This window comes from Mycobacterium sp. AT1, from assembly GCF_002043095.1.
Lineage (GTDB): Bacteria > Actinomycetota > Actinomycetes > Mycobacteriales > Mycobacteriaceae > Mycobacterium.
In genome coordinates, this window is record NZ_MVOC01000063.1 from 1 (window position 1) to 16,701 (window position 16,701).

Genomic DNA, 16,701 nt, shown 5'->3' on the forward strand with positions numbered 1-16,701 from the left:
CCGCGCAGCCGACGAGGGTGTCGCTGCCGCGGGCCAGCAGCAGCTCGCCAACGTCGACCCGGTGGCTGCCGGTTGCGATGGTCAGGGCCGCGGCGGTGATGAACACCGAGGCCAGCCCGTAGTGCCGGACGACGAGCATCTCGATCGTCAACTGCAGTGCCGCCAGGATGACGGCGAGCCACCATCCCTGCGGGTGCAGCCAGAGGATGCCTGCGGCGAGGATCAGCCCGACCCACGTTCCGACGAGCCGGTCGAGGCCGCGCCGCAGTGTGCGACTGCGATCGGCGCCCTGATGCAGGATCAGGACGGCTGCCGCGATCGCCCAGTAGGCATGGCCGATCCCCAGCAGCGTGGCGGCCGTGCCAGCCAGGGGTGCGGCGATCGCGACGCGAACCATGACGTGCCTGACGTGCGAACCGGGTCGCAGAGCTGCAAGCAGCAGTGCCGCGGCGCGCGGTCGGCCGAGCGTCGCCCGGTCGGTGGCGCGAGTCGACACCGTCGCCGGGTCGGCCGTCAGGTCCCCGATCCGGCGTGCGGCCTCGGCGGCATCCGGTGACGCGCCCTCGCCGACGGCGGTGGCCGTCATGGTGTCGGCGAACAACACGTGCAGGGCATGGTTGGCCGCCCTCAGCCGTTGCAGCGTGACGTCGGCGCCGGAGGTGGGCTGGAAGCCGATGAGCGCGTTCCACGCCGCGTGCAGAGCTGCTGCGGCTCGGTGTCGGGCAGCCGGTTCGCCTGCCGACCCCACGGCCTCGACGTACGTCGCCACCGCAGCGCCTGCCGCGGCGACCGCGACGCGCTCGGGTCGGCGCCGTTCACGTAGGGCGCCGGCCATTTGGACGAGCCACGCCACGGAGCCGCCGCAGAGCACCAGCGCACCCAACTGCCACGGCGCCAGCTTGGCCGCCGAGACGCCGACGCCCGCCGCGCAGGCCAGCGCGAACACGTACGCCCCCGGCGGCCCCACCGCCAGCGCGTTGCACAGCCACACCGCCGCGACCCCCACCACCGAGACCACCGCGATGCCGAGCCACGCCACCTGCGCCGCCCACGACCCCACGGCGACCGCCGCCGCGAGCGACACCGAGACGACGGCCAGTTGGACGCCGCGGTTGAGGTACGGCCGGTCGCCGCCGAAGCGGGCGGTGAACGCACCGAGGGTGGCGATCAGGCCTGCGCCGACGTTGCCAACCGCCGAGCCGACGAGGACGGGAATGGCAGTGCTCGTCGCCGCGCGCACCGCAAGCGGCCAGCGGGAAACCATGGGCGGACCGGTCTCAGAACCAGGCGGACCAGAACCGCGTCAGCTGACCACCGATCGCCACCAGGCCGCCGGGGGCGCCAAACAGGTCGACGAACCAGAACACGAGTCCGAAGAACCACTGGTTGAGCATCGGGGCCATCAGCAAGACGAAGAGGATGATGAAACCCCACTGCTTGACCGGTGCCAGCTGTCGCTGGGTCTCCGGTTTGAGGTGCGGTTCCAGGGCGCCGTACCCGTCGAGGCCGGGGACCGGCAACAGGTTGAGCAGCACCGCGGTCACCTGAAGGAAGCCGAGGAAGGCCATCGCCGCCCAGAACACCGTGTGCTCCGGATCCCAGAACGTCGCCGTCACCGACAACAGCACGATCGCCAGCACGACGTTGGCGAACGGACCGGCCAGGCTCACCGTGGTGCGTTGCCGCTTGGTCATCGACCACGTGCGGACGTACACCGCGCCGCCGGGCAGTCCGATCCCGCCGAGGGCAATGAAGAGCACCGGAATGCCAAGGGAAAGAAGCGGATTCGAATACTTCAAGGGATTGAGCGTCAGGTATCCGCGCACCTCGACGTCATGGTCGCCGTAGCGCCAGGCGGTGTACGCGTGGCCGAACTCGTGGAGGCACAACGACACCAGCCAACCGAACACCACGAAGACGAACGTTCCGACGTAGGACAGCGCCGAGCGGGGTTCGCCGGCGACCCAGGCGACGACTCCGCCGGCGACCGTGATCGCCACGATGGCCAGGAAGACCGGGCTTGGCCGCACGGATTGGCGCAGTGGACGGACGTTGCTCACCTAAACGAAACTACTGGACGGAGCCAGATGGTCCGCCTCCTCGCTCCGCTTCGTCAGCGGACGGCCAGCCAGCCCTTCGTGTGTCGGTAGAACGTCGACCTGCGCGCCGGACGGGCGGCACGCACCCCGTCGCGCACGACGAGCACTCCGGTGGTGCCGAGCTGCGCGGCCCGGCCGGTCACCCACCGTCGACGCCGCAGTCCGCCGCTCAGCACACGAGCTCGCAGTCCGGGCAGTTCGGTCGTCGGTTCGATCCGGACGCCCGCCGCGTCGCCGTCGAAGAGCAGGAAATCGTCGACGACGGCCTCGCCCGTCAGCGTCTGCGCGGATTCCTCCGGCGGCATCCAGAGCGCGTAACTGGTCAGGACGGCGCCCGTCTCGTCCCGAATCAGGGGCACCCGTCGCGCGGTCCCGGTGCGTGCCCGCCGAGCCGCCCATGGCCGTCGGACGAGGGCGACTTCGACGTCCAATCGATCGGCGCGCAGCAGCCTGGCCAGCACGATCGCCAGATCCGTTGCGGTGCCGAGCACGATGAGGCGGTCCGCTTCTGCGGCGTCGTCGACGTCGGTGGGCACCGTGACGTCGACCACCGACAGGCGTGCAAGGGGCCGTGGGACGCGGCGGTCTCCGAACCGCAACACCACGGCGTTTGAGGCCGCCAACGCACTCCTTGCAAACAGCTGGGGGTCAGGTCGGATAGGGTATGTCACCGGCTGTCACAGTATTCGAGGCAGATGAGCGGGAGAAACGCGATGCCGGCAATCGTCCTCATCGGCGCCCAGTGGGGCGACGAGGGCAAGGGAAAGGCCACCGATCTTCTCGGTGGCCGTGTCCAGTGGGTTGTTCGTTACCAAGGGGGGAACAACGCCGGGCACACCGTCGTCCTCCCCAACGGTGAGAACTTCGCCCTTCATCTCATACCGTCGGGCATCCTGACCCCCGGTGTCACCAACGTCATCGGCAACGGTGTGGTGGTCGACCCCGGCGTGCTGCTCGCCGAACTCAAGGGGCTCGAGGACCGCAGCGTCGACACGTCGCGGCTGCTCATCTCCGCTGACGCGCATCTGCTGATGCCGTATCACGTCGCCATCGACAAGGTGACCGAGCGGTACATGGGCAGCAAGAAGATCGGTACGACCGGTCGCGGCATCGGACCCTGTTACCAGGACAAGATCGCGCGCATCGGCATTCGGGTCGCCGACGTGCTCGATCCGGATTCGCTGACCCAAAAGGTCGACGCCGCACTGGAATTCAAGAACCAGGTGCTCGTCAAGATCTACAACCGCAAGGCGCTGGATCCGCACGAGGTGCGCGACGCGCTGCTCGAGCAGGCCGAGGGCTTCAAGCACCGCATCGCCGACGCCCGGCTGCTGCTGAACGCCGCGCTCGAGCGCGGCGAGACGGTGCTGCTCGAGGGCTCCCAGGGCACGCTGCTCGACGTCGACCACGGCACGTATCCCTTTGTGACGTCCTCGAATCCGACGGCGGGCGGCGCGTCCGTCGGCTCTGGCATCGGACCGACCAAGATCACGACGGTGCTGGGAATCCTGAAGGCGTACACCACGCGCGTCGGGTCCGGCCCGTTCCCGACGGAGCTGTTCGACGAGTTCGGTGCGTACCTGTCCAAGACCGGCGGGGAAGTCGGCGTCACCACCGGCCGGGCCCGCCGCTGCGGCTGGTTCGACGCGGTCATCGCGCGCTACGCCACCCGGGTCAACGGCATCACCGACTACTTCCTCACCAAGCTTGACGTCCTGTCGAGCTTGGAGACGGTGCCGGTGTGCGTCGGGTACACCGTCAACGGCAAGCGCACCGACGAGATGCCGATGACGCAGAGCGACATCGCGATTGCCCAGCCGGTGTACGAAGAGCTGCCGGGGTGGTGGGAGGACATCAGCTCCTGCCGCACCTTCGACGAGCTGCCCGCCAAGGCACGCGACTACGTTCTGCGGCTGGAAGAGCTTGCCGGAGCGCATGTTTCGTGCATCGGCGTCGGCCCCGGTCGAGAGCAGACGATCGTGCGTCGGGACATCCTGGCCGCCAGGTGACTGAACCAGACGACCCGGACTACGAGCGCCACGGCGGGTTCCCGCTCTTCGAACCAGCCGATCCCGGACCGGGATTCGGTCCGTTCCTGGCGTCGATGCGGCGACTGCAGGACCTCGCGGTGTCGGCCGATCCGGACAGTGACACCTGGGTCGAGGCCGCCGCCCGCGTCGCCGAGCTCGTCGCGCTGCTCACTCCGTCCGAGGCGCCGGAGGGCGTGGGGCCAGCCTCGCGGATGCCCGATCTCCCCGGCTCGGGCAGCCTGCTGATGCCGCCGTACGACATCACCAAGTTCGAGTCCGACGGCATCGAATTGAACGTGCAGTTCAGTCGTTTTCACGTCGGCGGCAACTCCGCCGTGCACGGCGGAGTGCTCCCGCTGCTCTTCGACTCGATATTCGGCATGGTGATCCACGCGGCGGGCCGACCGATCAGCCGCACCGCCTTCCTGCACGTCGACTACCGCAACGTCACGCCGATCGACACGACGCTGACCGCGACCGGCTGGATCCGGGAGACCGACGGGCGCAAGGCGTTCGTCAACGCCGAACTGCGCAGGCCCGACGGCACGTTGTGCGCGGAGGCCAACGGGTTGATGATCCGGCTTCTCCCCGGTCAACCCTGACCCAAATCCCGATGCGCGTGTCACCATGACGCGGTGACCGACGAGCAAGCCCCACGACACCTACGCAAGCTGTCGACGCCACGTGCCGCGGCGGTGGCGGGCGTGTTGTTCGCGCTGCTGTTCGGCGCCGCCCTCATCCTGATTCGGACGTCGCTGCCCGAGCACCCCGACATCGGCACCTCGTGGATCGAATCCGGCCGGGGCAAGATCCACGTCGCGGCCCTTCTGATGCCCTTCGCCGGTGTCATGTTCCTGTGGTTCATCGGGGTGGTGCGCGACGGCTTCGGCCACTACGAGGACAAGTTCTTCTCGTCGGTGTTCATCGGCAGCGGTCTGCTGTTCCTCGCGATGACGTTCGTCGCCAGCGCGGTGGGGGTGGCGCTGTCGACTGGCCATCCCCTCACCGCCGACGCGGCCGCTCACGCCGAGGTCGTCGCCTTCGGTCAGGTGCTGATAATGACCTTGACCAAGACCTACGCGCTGCGGATGGCGGCGGTGTTCATGATGTCGCTGGCCACCATCTGGTTGAAGACGGGCCTGATGCCGCGCTGGTTGGTGATGACGACGTACGCCGTGGTGGCGGCGGTGCTGCTCTCCGCGGACGTCAGCATGTGGATCGCGCTGGCCTTCCCGGCATGGGTGATGGTGGTCAGCCTGTTCGTCCTCAACAGGCGGGACTCACACCAGTCGGAGCACTGACGCCGGGCAGATGTGGACCGCTTCGCGGGCGTGGTCCTCCTCGGCTTCCGGCACGTCCTCGGCGAGGATCACCACCACGCCGTCGTCGTCCTGGTCGAACAGCGCTTCGGAGGTCATCACGCAGTTGCCCGACGAAATGCAGGCGTCACGGTTGGCTGCGAGCTTCACGTGCCCGACCTCCTAGAAACTGACGGCCAGCGAGCGCAGGCCGTAGATGAAGTGGAACGAGCGGAAATGGACGTCGTCGAAGTCCTCGGCCAGCGCGAGCTTCGGAAAGCGGCGGAACAATGCGGGCCAGGCGATCCGCATCTCCATCCGCGCGAGCGGTGCGCCGAGGCAGTGGTGCACGCCGTGGCCGAACGCGAGGTGTCCCGCGGCGCCGCGGTGAATGTCGAAAGCGTCTGGGACGTCGGTGAATTCGGGATCCCGGTTGGCCGACGGCAACGAGGCGAAGACCAGCTGGCCCTCGGGGATCGCCACTCCGTTGATTTCGACGTCGGTCGTGGTGACCCGGGGGATCGAGGTGTGCACGATCGACAGCCACCTCAGCATCTCCTCGACGGCCGGGCCGACGGCGTCGGGATCGTCGCGCACGGCGGCCAATTGGTCGGGATGCCGCAACAGGGCGAGGGTGCCCAACCCGAGCATGTTCGAGGTCGTCTCGTGGCCTGCGAGCAGCAGCAGGCTGGCGATGCCGATGAGCTCGTCGTCGGTGAGTTCGTCGCCGTGCTCGCGGACCAGCATGCCGAGGATGTCGTCGCCGGGCTGGCTGCGGGCGCGCGTCACCAGGGACTGCATGTAGGCGCGGCCTTGGCGCTGCATCTCGAGCCGCTCGGGGATCGGCAGCGACAGGTCGAGCTGGCGCACCGAGCGGGCCTGGAAGTCGGCACGGTCCTCATAGGGCACGCCGAGCAACTCGCAGATGACCAGTGACGGGATCGGCAGGGCGAAGTTCTCGACGAGGTCGACCGGCGACCCGGCGGCCTCCATTGCGTCGAGGTGTTCGGTGACGATGTCGGTGATCCTTGGCTCCAGCCGCTTGATCCGGCGGATGGTGAACTCCGGTGTCAGCATGCGGCGCAACCGCTGGTGTTCCGGCGGGTCGAGGCCAAGCAGGTTGCCCGCCCTGTTGCTCGCCACTTCCTCGTCGGACATCACCGGAGCTCCGGGAACCACGAACCCCGGCGGCCGCGAGTTGGAGAAGTACTCGTGGTCGGACAGCACCCGCTTGACGTCGTCGTGCCTGGTGACCAGGTACACCGGTACGCCCAACGCGTTGACCACCCGCTCGACGCCGGCGCCCCGGCGGATTTCACCCAGCTCGGGCGTGGGGTCGAAGGCGTCGCGGCGCATGTGCACGGGGGGCAACGAGGGAGCCGATGTGGTCATGACTTCGACGGTACCGACGCGATCGCCTAGTCGCGGTCGAGCGTCGCTTCCTCGAGGTCAAGTCCCCGCAGCACCGATCTGAGCACTTCGTCGTCGATCCGGCCGGCGTCGCGCTCGGCGATGAACGTCTCCCGCTCGGCTCTGAGCATCTCGAGGCGCAACCGCCGGAAGGCCGCCGCGGGACCCTCGCCGATCTCGTCGTCGCCGCGCCCCAACTGTTCCCACGCGGCGTTGCTGCGGCGGTCGTTCCAGTGGCGCAGGATCGTGGCGGCACGTTCGGGGACGTCGGTGTCCGGGTGCTGACGGGCCATGATCTCGTCGAGCCGGTCGGCGGCGGCCTGGGCCGCCTTGGTCTGGGCGGCGGCCTCGGCGAGGGCGTCCTGGTGGGCGTCGTCGCCGGGCACGTCGAGCACCTTGATGATCCACGGCAGAGTCAACCCGTGCAGCAGCAGCGTGCCGACGACGACCACGAAGGTGAGGAACACCAGCTGCGGTCGGCCGGGGAACTCCTCGCCCGACAGCGTGGTGACGGGCACGGCGAACGCGGCGGCCAGCGACACCACGCCGCGCATCCCCGCCCAGGCGACGATGAACACCTGGGACTTGGTTGGCGCCTCCTCGTTCTCCCTGATGCGGCGCGACAGCTTGCGCGGCACGTAGGCCATCAGGAACACCCAGACGATCCGGACGCCGATCACGGTCGCCAGCACCGCCGCCGAGGCGATCGCCAACACCTGGGCGGAGATGCCCTTCAGCTCGGCGACCACCGTCGGCAGCTGCAGACCGATCAGGAGGAAGGCGAACGACTCGAGGACGAACTGCAGCGTCTTCCACACCGCGGTGTCCTGAAGGCGGGTGGCGTAGCTGGCCTTCGTCGAGCGCTGGCCGAGGATCAGTGCCGCGACGACAACGGCGATCACACCGGAGCCGTGGACTTCCTCGGCGAGCAGGTAGATGAAGAAGGGCGCGACGAGGCCGATGGCGCTCTCCACCAACGAGTCGCCGAGCCAGGTCCTGACGTAGACGATGAGCGAGCCCGTCGCCAGACCGATTACGGTGCCACCGACCGCGGCGAGGGCGAAGGTGAACACCGGTGTGCCCCAGCTGCTCGCAGTGCCGATCGCCGCCGCGAGGGCGACCTTGTATGCGGTCAGCGCCGTGGCGTCGTTGAGCAGGCTCTCGCCACCGAGCAGGGTCATGATCTGGCGTGGCAGACCGAGCCTGCGCCCGATGGCCGTTGCGGAGACCGCGTCGGGTGGTGCCACGATGGCGCCGAGGGTCAGAGCCGCGGCGAGGGTCAACTCGGGCACCGTGTGATAGGCGACGATGCCGACGGCGAAGGTGGTCACCAGGGGCAGGCCGACCGCCAGTAGGCCGATCCTGCGGGTGTTCTTGCGCATCGCGACGTAGCTGCTCTCGAGGCCCGCCGACCACAGCAGGGGCGGCAGGATGACGAACAGCACCAGGTCCGGTTCCAGTTCGATGCCGTCGACGCCGGGGATCAGACCCGCGAGCAGACCGGCGACGACCAGCGCCAACGGTCCCGAGACGTCGTATCGGCGCGCGATCCCGGCGAGTAACACCGACGCCACGAGCACCGCGAGCAATGAGGCTCCACCCACGCTGCCAAACCCTTCTGTCCATGACCCGACTGTGGCCGCCCTATTGTTGACGGCATGCGGAGGAGAACGCGACAGCGCGACGTGAATTCCCCGCCGGCCCCGTCGACGTGCGAGCACTTGGCCGAGGCCGTCGACGCCGCCGAGCCGGAACCTCGGACGCCGGGCATGTGCCAGGAATGCGAAGAACTCGGTGAGAGTACCTGGGCGCACCTTCGGATGTGCCTGACTTGTGGGCACGTCGGCTGCTGCGACTCGAGCCGGCACAAGCACGCCAACCGGCACTTCCACGAGACCGAGCACCCGGTCATGCGGTCGGTGGAGCCGGGGGAGAGCTGGCGGTGGTGCTACGTCGACATCCGGCTCGGCTGAGCGTCTGGCAGGGTGACAGGCGATGAGTGAAAGCACCGAGCGACCCTCCACTACGGTCCTGCTCCTCGGCAGCGGGGACACCGGTCCCGAGTTGGCGCTGGCCTTCGAACGCCTCGGGGTCGCGGCCGTCCGCGTCGACGAGTGCGCCGACGCCGACGCGATGACCGCCCTGCTCGACGAACACCAGCCGGACTACGTCGTCGCCGTGTCCCACGAGGTGTCACCCGCGGTGCTCATCGCCGCGGCCGAGCGCGAGTCGGTCGAGGTGTTCCCGACGCCGCGTGCCACCCGTCTCGGCGCCGATCGCGAGGGGCTTCGCAAGCTGGCAGGCGACGAGCTGGGCCTTCCGACCGTGCCGTTCTGGTTCGCGTCGTCGGCCGAGGAACTGGCCGCGGTGGCCGACCATGCAGGCTTCCCCCTGGTGGTCACTCCGCTGTTCGGCACGGTGACCGACGGTCAGTCGGTGGTGACGCGTGCCGACGACGTGGACGCGGCCTGGCAGCTGGCGGCCGCGGCGCTGCCGACGCCGCCCAATCGGGTGATGGCCGAGACCGTCGTCGAGGTCGACGAAGAGGTCACGTTGCTGACGGTGCGCACCACCGAGCCGTCCGGGCCCGCGGTGCAGTTCTGCGAACCGATCGGACACCGGACGGGTGACGGCCAACCGCTGGAGACGTGGCAGCCGCAGCGGTTGTCGCTCGCCGCGCTGGATGCCGCGCGTTCCATTGCGGCCCGCATCGTCCACTCGCTTGGCGGACGCGGGGTGTTCGCCGTCGAACTGCTGGTGCACGGCGACGAGGTGTACTTCACCACCGTTGACGCGCAACCGTCCGACGTGGGGCTGGTAACCCTTCGCTCGCAACGACTTTCGCAGTACGAGTTGCATGCCAGGGCCATCCTCGGGCTGTCACTCGACACGATCATGATCTCGCCGGCGGCCGCGCGGACCGGCGCTCGCCGGGACGTCTCGGCGGGCGCACTGAAGGAAGCCCTCGAGGTGCCGGAGAGCGACGTTCGACTTCTCGCGACGACGTCGGCCGCGATCGCGACGGCCCCCGACGTGGTCAGGGCCCGCGATCGGGCCCACCGGGTGTCGGCCGTCGTGCACGGACTCGGGTCGTGAGCGAGCCCGAACCCGAGCCCGACCGCCCGACGCTCGCTCCGTTCCTCGGTGGGTTGGCGGTCTTCGCGATCGTCATCCTCGGAATCGTCCTGTTCAACGTGTTCGGGTCGGACACCACGACACCGGGGGACCAGGTGGCGAAGGCGGCCGTCGGGCAGAACGACGCGATGCAACGCCAGGACTACGGCAAGTTCCGTGACTTCACCTGCCGCGCGAAGCACGGGTCCGAGGCGGACTTCCTGGCGCGCCAACGGGACTCGGTGACCAAGAACGGCGAGCGCTACCTCGACGACGTCACCGACATCACCGTCGACGGTGCGCGCGCGTCGGCCACGGTGACCTATCACTTCGACAAGACCGCCGAGACGAAGACTCCCGGCGACGTGAACTTCGTCCAGGAGGACGGAGCCTGGAAGGTTTGCACCGGCTAGATATGGGACACTCGCGGTCGTGAGTTATGCGGGAGACATCACCCCTGAAGAGGCGTGGAAGCTGTTGGCGGACGATCCCGAGGCCGTGCTGGTCGACTGTCGCACCGAGGCCGAGTGGCGCTTCGTCGGCGTCCCCGACGTGTCCTCGCTGCGGCGCGACGTCCTCTACGTCGAGTGGAATCGCTCCGACGGTTCGCACAACGACCGCTTCGTCGACGATCTGATGTCCGCCGGGGTGACTCCCGGTGAGCGTCCGGTGGTCTTCCTGTGTCGCTCCGGGAATCGCTCCATCGGTGCGGCCGAGGCCGCCACCGGGGCGGGGATGACGCCGTCCTTCAACGTGCTCGACGGGTTCGAGGGCAACCTCGACGAGGCGGGCCATCGCGGCACCACCGGCTGGAAGGCCGTCGGCCTGCCGTGGAGGCAGTCATGAGCGAACCAGTGCCGAGCGTCCGCATCCCCAAGGCGTTGCCCGACGGTGTCAGCCAGGCGACCATCGGCGTGCGTGGTGGTCTGCTGCGGTCGGAGTTCGAGGAGACCTCCGAGGCGTTGTATCTGACGTCGGGTTACGTGTACTCCTCGGCGGCCGACGCGGAGAAGGCGTTCACCGGCGAGATCGACCGGTATGTCTACTCGCGCTACGGCAACCCGACGATCTCGATGTTCGAGGAGCGCCTTCGGCTGATCGAGGGTGCGCCAGCGGCGTTCGCGACGGCAACGGGCATGGCGGCGGTCTTCACCGCCCTCGGTGCCCTTCTCGGTGCAGGCGATCGACTGGTCGCCGCTCGTAGCCTGTTCGGTTCGTGCTTCGTGGTGTGCAGCGAGATCCTGCCGCGCTGGGGTGTCGAGGTCGTCTTCGTCGACGGCGAGGACCTCGCGCAGTGGGAGGAGGCACTGTCGGTCCCCACTCAGGCGGTGTTCTTCGAGACGCCGTCCAACCCGATGCAGTCGTTGGTCGACATCGCCGCGGTCTCCGACCTCGCCCATGCGGCGGGCGCAAAGGTGGTGCTGGACAACGTCTTCGCGACGCCGCTGCTGCAGCAGGGCATGCCGCTTGGCGCTGACGTCGTCGTGTACTCCGGCACCAAGCACATCGACGGCCAGGGCCGGGTGCTCGGTGGCGCCATCCTTGGTGACAAGGAGTTCGTCGATGGGCCGGTGCAGAAGCTGATGCGCCACACCGGACCCGCGATCAGTGCGTTCAACGCGTGGACGATGCTCAAGGGTCTCGAGACGATGGCGGTGCGGGTGAATTACTCGAACGCCTCGGCGCAGCGGGTCGCGGAATTCCTGCAGGACCATTCGGCGGTGTCGTGGGTGAAGTACCCGTTCTTGGAGAGCCATCCGCAGTACGACCTGGCCAAGCGTCAGATGCGTGGCGGCGGCACGGTGGTGACCTTCGAGTTGGCCGGCGGCACCAAGCAGAGTGCGTTCGAGGTGCTCGACAAGCTTCGGGTGATCGACATTTCGAACAATCTGGGCGACGCCAAGTCGTTGATCACCCACCCGGCCACGACGACGCATCGCGCGATGGGCCCGGAGGGTCGGGCCGCGATCGGTCTTGGCGACGCGGTGGTGCGGGTGTCGATCGGGCTCGAGGGCACCGAGGATCTCATCGCGGACCTGGATCGGGCGCTGAGCTAGGTGTCGCGTGCTACAGCGGCCAAGAAGGCACGCCGCAAGAAGCGGGCGGTCGCGCGCAACGACAGGTGGTTGCCCGACGAGCTGCACGCCGAGATCAAGGGCGTGGCGCGCATCGCGAACGAGATCATCCCGCGCGGTTGGGAATTCGACCACGACTTCTCGACCGACGACTTCGTCACCTGGTACTACTCGCCGTCGGCCGTCGAGGATGACGAGGACGAGTCGGTCGAGCCGGTGACCCGGATCTGGCTGACCGACCCCGACGAGCCGCACGTCATCCTCGTCGGTTCGGGTGAGGATGACGGCGACGTGGCGCTCACCGTCGACGAGCTGCTCGCCCGCCTCGACGAGTTCGAGGCTCACCGGGCGGGCTGAGCTTGTCGGTGCCCGCACGTACTCTCGTCCCATGTCGGGCTCGGATCACCTGGTGTACTACCTGCACGGGACACCGGATCGCTTCACCGGCGCCTCCGAGTCGATCGAGGTTCCTCGGGTGTACGAGTCGGAGGACGAGGCGCGCGCCGAGCTGAGCGTCGTGATGACGCTGAGCCGCATGGTGCACGGTGACGCCGTCGCCGACTCGGCCAGCTGGTACCTGCAGACCGCCGACGTGGCGAGCCCGCCAACCGTCGACGAGGAGCAGGTGTTCCACGGATACCTGCTCGCCGACACCGTCTACCCGCTTGCGGGTGGCTGGAACGAGCTGCTCGACGCCTTCGACTGGGAGCCGTTCGTCTGCGAGATCGAGCGGGCTCGCGCCCATCGCGCTGGGCTGCCGTGGCACCGAGACATGTTGGGCCAGTTCAGCATCGAGACGTGTCGGCCGACGTGCTCGATCGACTACTCGTTCTTCCGGTTCACGCCCGTGGCGTCGGAACTGCTGGTACGCCCGCTGGACGTCTACGTGACCGAGCCCCTGTTCTAGAGCGCGCGGGCTAGTCCGACTTCTCGAGCACGCCGACCGCAGCCTGCGCGCGGTCCTCGTAGGCCTTGCGCGCCGTGGTGTCGAACTGCAGGAAGACGTGGTCGTTGCCCATCTGCTTGGACAGCCAACGCCTGCCGCGCGGTCCGAGCATCGAGGTGACGGCGCCGACGAACCGCAGCGGGCCGGGCACCGACACGTGGGTCTTCGGCTTGTCGAGTGACTTCACGATCGCCGCCGCGATGTCCTCGGGTTCGACCGGCTTCTGTGCACCGGTGTTCTTGGTACCCGAGATCAGCTCGGTGTTGGTGAACGTCGGCAGGATGCAGGTGACCTCGACGCCCTGCGGCGCGAACTCGTCGGCCATGGCGGTGGTGAGGCCGACGACGGCGAACTTGGTTCCGGCGTAGACGACCTAGCCGGGTACCGCGACCATGCCCGCCATCGACGCGATGTTGACGACGTGTCCGCGGCGGCGGCGCACCATCTCGGGCAACACCAGTTGGCAGCCGGTGAGCACGCCGTAGAAGTTGACCTCGATGCTCGAGCGGATCGATTGCTCGGACTGTTCGAGGAACGGGCCGACGGGCATGACTCCCGCGTTGTTGATCAGGACGTCGATGTGGCCGTCGCCGTCGGTGCGCGCCTTGTCGAGGAACATCTCGAACGATTCCCGGTCGGTCACGTCGAGGGGATAGCCGGTGACCTGGCCGTACTTGGCCAGCCCGGTCACTGCCGATTCGAGCACCGCGACGTCGCGGTCGCCGATGACCACCCGCGCGCCGCGGTTGAGAAGAGCCTTGGCGGTGGCGTGTCCGATGCCGCGGGCGGCTCCGGTGATGGCGACGGTTCTGCCCCTGATGTTGTCCATGGAGCCAAACTTTACACGTGTCAAGTTTGTATCCCAAGAGCGAGTTGTTTCGATCAGCACGAGCTGATGGCGGCTGCGCGGAATGCGGGCGCGCACTTCGCGGTAGACATGAGGGTGATGACTCTGCCCACCGTCGACGGACTGCGCTTCGTCACCGTCGGCCAGGACGACGAGCTGGCCGAGCCGCTGATGGCCGAGCTCGCCGTCGAGTACTCCACCCGCTACGGCGGCACACCCGCGACGGTGACCTCGTGGCTGCGCAGCTTTCCGGCGGCCCAGTTCGAAGCGCCAACGGGCGGCATGTTGATCGGGCTGATCGACGGCACACCCGTGACGGGTGGTGCGTTCTGCCGCTTCGACGAGCACACGGCCGAACTCAAGCGCATCTGGACCAACAGCGGCCACCGACGCCGCGGGCTGGCGCGGGTGCTGCTGGTCCAACTCGAGGCCGCGATCGTCGAGCGCGGCTACCGGCGCGTCTATCTGACCACCGGTGACCGCCAGCCGGAGGCCGAGGCCCTCTACCTGGCGGCCGGCTACACCAGACTCGCCGAACCGCTGCCTGCCGACGGCGACGTCTACCCGATTGCCTTCGCGAAGGAGCTGCAGCCGTGACCGTGCCGCTGTCGATCCTCGACCTCGCGCCGATCAGCGAGGGCGGCGACGCCGCCACTGCGCTGCGCAACACCGTCGACCTCGCTCGGCACGCCGAACGCTGGGGCTATCGCCGGTACTGGCTCGCAGAGCACCACTTCGTCTCCGTGGCGAGTTCGTCGCCCGCCGTGCTGATCGGCCAACTGGCCGCGGCAACCGGGCGCATCCAGATCGGTGCCGCCGCCGTCCAGCTCGGCTACACCACGGCCGTGGCGGTGGTGGAGAGCTTCGGCATCCTCGACGCGCTGTACCCCGGTCGCGTCGACCTCGGGGTGGGGCGCTCGGGCCAGCGCCGCCGCGAGGAGATCGCCGGAACGAAGCCCGACGGTCTGGCGAAGTCTCCCCGCGCCTGGCACGAGGTCGACGGCGTCGTCATCCCGACGCCGTTCAACCTGAGCGCCATGATGAGCAACCCGCGCCTGCGGGCCCGCATGTCGGTGTTGCAGCAGCCCAATGCCGACGCCCCGGACTTCGCCGACCAGGTCGCCGACATCCTCGCCATGCTCGACGGCAGCTACCGCGTTGGTGACGTCGAGGTGCACGCCGTACCAGGGGAGGGAGCTGCGTTGCGGCCGTGGGTGTTCGGCAGCAGCAAGGGCCAGAGTGCAAGGGCGGCTGCGAAGTTCGGTCTCCCGTTCGTCGCGAGCTACCACATCACGCCTGCGACGGCGCTCGAGGCAGTCGACGTGTACCGCGAGAACTTTCAACCGTCGGCCGCGCTTCCCGAGCCCTACGTCGTGGTGTCCGCGGACGTCGTGGTGGCCGACGACACCGCCACCGCCGAACAGCTCGCGTCGAGCTACGGACAGTGGGTCTACGCCATCCGTGCGGGCGACGGCGCCGTGCCGTACCCCGACCCGGCCTCAGCGAGGCCGTTGACGGCCGAGCAGCTGGAAGTGGTCAAGGATCGCACCGCAACACAATTCGTCGGCGACCCCGATCAGGTCGCCCATCGACTCGACGCGTTGCGGCGGCTCAGTGGTGCCGACGAACTGGTGGTCACCTCTGTCACGCACCGTCACGCCGACCGGTTGCGGTCGCACGAACTGATCGCCAAGCGGTGGGGGTTGTAGGGGCGGCTACGCTGAAAACCGTGCTCTCTGAGCTGATGGTGGGCTGGCTGATACTGGTCGCCGGCCTGCTGACCTTCGTTGCCGGGGTGGGGCTGCGCTCCCACGTCGGCAAGCGCCCCAACGAGCGAGTCGGCCGGGCGCTGAGCAAGTTTCGAGAGTCGTCGGTCGGCAGCGCCCTCTACGGGCCCGTTGCCTCGGATGCGCGCGACCCCGAAGAACTCGACCAGACGATTCTGATGCCGACGATCGTGGTGGGCTGCGGCTTCCTGCTGACCGGGATCTTCTTGCTCGGCTACGAACTACTTACCTAGCTGCGGCCGCGGCTTGCGTCGCCGCCTCGCGGACCGAGCCCCGCCAGGCCGGGCCGTGACCCGGCAGCAGCACCTCGGTGTCGAGCATTCCCAGCGCCGAGAGGCTGCGGACGCAGGCGGCCTGATCGTGGTTGAACAGACCAGGAAGCAGTTGCGGTCCGCGGTGCGCCGACACCGGGTGTCCGGTGACCAAGGCGTCGCCGCTGACCAGTACGCCGTCGACGACGTACGAGCAGTGCCCGCCGGTGTGGCCGGGCGTCGGAATGGCCGTCGGCGTGCCGGGCAATGCCGCCGCCACCTCTTCGGTGAGGGCATGCGCGGTGGGAATGGCAGCGCGCGTCAGCGCGCCGACGCGGGTGATGTCGAAGGACCACTTCAGATACTTCGGCTGCCAGGCCTTGGCGGCAAGGGCGATCGGTGACACTTGCTCGAGGTACTCGCGATGGGCGTGTCCCACCTCGCTGGCATGGCAAAACACCGGCGTGCCATGGGTTTTCGCAAACCAAATCGCCGAGCCGAAATGGTCGACGTGGGCGTGGGTGAGCAGGATCGCGTGAATGTCGTCGACGTCGAAGCCAAGCTGACGCACCGAGTCGAGGACTTCGTCGCGTTGACCTGGGAAGCCAGCATCGATGATCACAACACCACTGCCATCGGTGACAAGCGTCCAGTTGACCAGGTCGGTCTGGGCGAAGTGCACGGAGTCGGTGATGGCTGTCAGGGCCGCCATGCGAGGAGTGTAACGAGACGGGTGGAATATCCCGTCGGCCCCAGGAGTAGAAAAGAAGCGTGGCTGAACTCAAGTTGGGATACAAGGCGTCGGCGGAACAGTTCGCCCCGCGTGAACTCGTCGAGCTGGCCG

General features: G+C 68.3%; 21 protein-coding genes and 1 pseudogene. 14 read left to right on the top strand and 8 right to left on the bottom strand.

The window, feature by feature from the left end; all coding sequences use genetic code 11:
• The 3 genes from B1790_RS27155 to B1790_RS27165 all read right to left on the bottom strand — a co-directional run.
• A partial coding sequence (locus B1790_RS27155) for an FUSC family protein (RefSeq protein ID WP_079926403.1) occupies positions 1–1,264 on the bottom strand: 1,264 nt, incomplete at its 3' end.
• 13 nt (positions 1,265–1,277) lie between these two features.
• Positions 1,278–2,060, bottom strand: a complete 783-nt coding sequence (locus B1790_RS27160) for a site-2 protease family protein (protein ID WP_079926404.1) — start codon at positions 2,058–2,060, stop codon at positions 1,278–1,280.
• A gap of 53 nt (positions 2,061–2,113) precedes the next feature.
• Positions 2,114–2,722: a peptidase M50 gene (locus B1790_RS27165; RefSeq protein ID WP_079926405.1), complete on the bottom strand. Its 609-nt coding sequence runs from the start codon at positions 2,720–2,722 to the stop codon at positions 2,114–2,116.
• A 90-nt stretch (positions 2,723–2,812) separates the two neighbouring features.
• Between B1790_RS27165 and B1790_RS27170 the strand changes: the two genes are divergently transcribed.
• From B1790_RS27170 to B1790_RS27180, 3 genes are read left to right on the top strand one after another with little or no spacing between them, the layout of a single operon-like run.
• Complete coding sequence (locus B1790_RS27170) at positions 2,813–4,108, top strand: adenylosuccinate synthase (RefSeq protein WP_079926406.1); 1,296 nt, start codon at positions 2,813–2,815, stop codon at positions 4,106–4,108.
• A complete protein-coding gene (locus tag B1790_RS27175) occupies positions 4,105–4,731 on the top strand; it encodes a PaaI family thioesterase (RefSeq protein WP_079926407.1) in 627 nt (208 codons plus the stop codon). The genes B1790_RS27170 and B1790_RS27175 overlap by 4 nt, the downstream gene beginning before the upstream one ends.
• 33 nt (positions 4,732–4,764) lie before the next feature.
• The gene (locus B1790_RS27180; RefSeq protein WP_233165334.1) at positions 4,765–5,430 is read left to right on the top strand and encodes a hypothetical protein; all 666 of its coding nucleotides are present in this window, start codon (positions 4,765–4,767) and stop codon (positions 5,428–5,430) included.
• Here B1790_RS27180 and B1790_RS27185 read toward each other — a convergent pair.
• Genes B1790_RS27185 through B1790_RS27195 form a run of 3 tightly spaced genes read right to left on the bottom strand, consistent with a single transcriptional unit; the run spans position 5,410 to position 8,441 of the window.
• Entirely contained in the window at positions 5,410–5,598 is a 189-nt protein-coding gene (locus B1790_RS27185) for a ferredoxin (RefSeq protein ID WP_079926408.1), read from the bottom strand. The two genes, B1790_RS27180 and B1790_RS27185, sit on opposite strands and share 21 nt — an antisense overlap.
• A gap of 12 nt (positions 5,599–5,610) precedes the next feature.
• A complete protein-coding gene (locus B1790_RS27190; RefSeq protein ID WP_079926409.1) occupies positions 5,611–6,819 on the bottom strand; it encodes a cytochrome P450 in 1,209 nt (402 codons plus the stop codon).
• Positions 6,820–6,845: 26 nt separating this feature from the next.
• Positions 6,846–8,441, bottom strand: coding sequence for a Na+/H+ antiporter (locus B1790_RS27195; protein WP_233165335.1), 1,596 nt, complete (start codon positions 8,439–8,441; stop codon positions 6,846–6,848).
• Positions 8,442–8,495: 54 nt separating this feature from the next.
• Between B1790_RS27195 and B1790_RS27200 the strand changes: the two genes are divergently transcribed.
• The 7 genes from B1790_RS27200 to B1790_RS34435 are packed head-to-tail and all read left to right on the top strand — an operon-like array spanning position 8,496 to position 12,933.
• Positions 8,496–8,810, top strand: coding sequence for a UBP-type zinc finger domain-containing protein (locus B1790_RS27200; RefSeq protein WP_079926410.1), 315 nt, complete (start codon positions 8,496–8,498; stop codon positions 8,808–8,810).
• A gap of 22 nt (positions 8,811–8,832) precedes the next feature.
• Positions 8,833–9,933 (top strand): ATP-grasp domain-containing protein, encoded by a 1,101-nt coding sequence (locus B1790_RS27205; protein ID WP_079926411.1) that lies wholly within the window; start codon positions 8,833–8,835, stop codon positions 9,931–9,933.
• Positions 9,930–10,364 carry a lumazine-binding protein gene (locus B1790_RS27210; RefSeq protein WP_079926412.1) on the top strand — a complete coding sequence of 145 codons (435 nt, stop codon included), beginning with the start codon at positions 9,930–9,932 and terminating at the stop codon, positions 10,362–10,364. The genes B1790_RS27205 and B1790_RS27210 overlap by 4 nt, the downstream gene beginning before the upstream one ends.
• 19 nt (positions 10,365–10,383) lie before the next feature.
• Complete coding sequence (locus B1790_RS27215; protein ID WP_079926413.1) at positions 10,384–10,797, top strand: rhodanese-like domain-containing protein; 414 nt, start codon at positions 10,384–10,386, stop codon at positions 10,795–10,797.
• Positions 10,794–12,008, top strand: a complete 1,215-nt coding sequence (locus tag B1790_RS27220) for an O-succinylhomoserine sulfhydrylase (RefSeq protein WP_079926414.1) — start codon at positions 10,794–10,796, stop codon at positions 12,006–12,008. The genes B1790_RS27215 and B1790_RS27220 overlap by 4 nt, the downstream gene beginning before the upstream one ends.
• The gene (locus B1790_RS27225) at positions 12,009–12,383 is read left to right on the top strand and encodes a hypothetical protein (RefSeq protein ID WP_079926415.1); all 375 of its coding nucleotides are present in this window, start codon (positions 12,009–12,011) and stop codon (positions 12,381–12,383) included. It begins immediately after the preceding gene.
• Positions 12,384–12,414: 31 nt separating this feature from the next.
• Complete coding sequence (locus B1790_RS34435) at positions 12,415–12,933, top strand: hypothetical protein (RefSeq protein WP_142271529.1); 519 nt, start codon at positions 12,415–12,417, stop codon at positions 12,931–12,933.
• Between the two features lie 10 nt (positions 12,934–12,943).
• On the opposite strand, the pseudogene B1790_RS27235 reads toward B1790_RS34435, so the two are convergent.
• Positions 12,944–13,801, bottom strand: a pseudogene (locus tag B1790_RS27235) (SDR family oxidoreductase).
• Between the two features lie 117 nt (positions 13,802–13,918).
• On the opposite strand from B1790_RS27235, the gene B1790_RS27240 reads away from it, so the two are divergent.
• Genes B1790_RS27240 through B1790_RS27250 form a run of 3 tightly spaced genes read left to right on the top strand, consistent with a single transcriptional unit; the run spans position 13,919 to position 15,839 of the window.
• On the top strand, positions 13,919–14,416 hold the full coding sequence (locus tag B1790_RS27240) for a GNAT family N-acetyltransferase (protein ID WP_079926424.1): 498 nt from the start codon (positions 13,919–13,921) through the stop codon (positions 14,414–14,416).
• The gene (locus tag B1790_RS27245; protein ID WP_079926417.1) at positions 14,413–15,528 is read left to right on the top strand and encodes an LLM class flavin-dependent oxidoreductase; all 1,116 of its coding nucleotides are present in this window, start codon (positions 14,413–14,415) and stop codon (positions 15,526–15,528) included. The genes B1790_RS27240 and B1790_RS27245 overlap by 4 nt, the downstream gene beginning before the upstream one ends.
• Before the next feature lie 20 nt (positions 15,529–15,548).
• Positions 15,549–15,839 (top strand): hypothetical protein, encoded by a 291-nt coding sequence (locus B1790_RS27250; protein ID WP_233165336.1) that lies wholly within the window; start codon positions 15,549–15,551, stop codon positions 15,837–15,839.
• Here the strand turns inward: B1790_RS27250 and B1790_RS27255 are convergent.
• Positions 15,832–16,569 carry an MBL fold metallo-hydrolase gene (locus B1790_RS27255; protein WP_079926418.1) on the bottom strand — a complete coding sequence of 246 codons (738 nt, stop codon included), beginning with the start codon at positions 16,567–16,569 and terminating at the stop codon, positions 15,832–15,834. The genes B1790_RS27250 and B1790_RS27255 overlap by 8 nt on opposite strands.
• Before the next feature lie 59 nt (positions 16,570–16,628).
• On the opposite strand from B1790_RS27255, the gene B1790_RS35925 reads away from it, so the two are divergent.
• Positions 16,629–16,701, top strand: a 73-nt coding sequence (locus B1790_RS35925) for a hypothetical protein (RefSeq protein WP_327533729.1), incomplete at its 3' end; no start/stop codon positions are given.

What these genes read in the sequence shown, in the direction of transcription:
- B1790_RS27170 (WP_079926406.1), top strand. Translation starts at nt 2,813, where the DNA reads ATGCCGGCAATCGTCCTCATCGGCGCCCAGTGGGGCGACGAGGGCAAG.
- B1790_RS27190 (WP_079926409.1), bottom strand. Translation starts at nt 6,819, where the DNA reads ATGACCACATCGGCTCCCTCGTTGCCCCCCGTGCACATGCGCCGCGAC.
- B1790_RS27200 (WP_079926410.1), top strand. Translation starts at nt 8,496, where the DNA reads ATGCGGAGGAGAACGCGACAGCGCGACGTGAATTCCCCGCCGGCCCCG.
- B1790_RS27205 (WP_079926411.1), top strand. Translation starts at nt 8,833, where the DNA reads ATGAGTGAAAGCACCGAGCGACCCTCCACTACGGTCCTGCTCCTCGGC.
- B1790_RS27220 (WP_079926414.1), top strand. Translation starts at nt 10,794, where the DNA reads ATGAGCGAACCAGTGCCGAGCGTCCGCATCCCCAAGGCGTTGCCCGAC.
- B1790_RS34435 (WP_142271529.1), top strand. Translation starts at nt 12,415, where the DNA reads ATGTCGGGCTCGGATCACCTGGTGTACTACCTGCACGGGACACCGGAT.
- B1790_RS27240 (WP_079926424.1), top strand. Translation starts at nt 13,919, where the DNA reads ATGACTCTGCCCACCGTCGACGGACTGCGCTTCGTCACCGTCGGCCAG.
- B1790_RS27255 (WP_079926418.1), bottom strand. Translation starts at nt 16,569, where the DNA reads ATGGCGGCCCTGACAGCCATCACCGACTCCGTGCACTTCGCCCAGACC.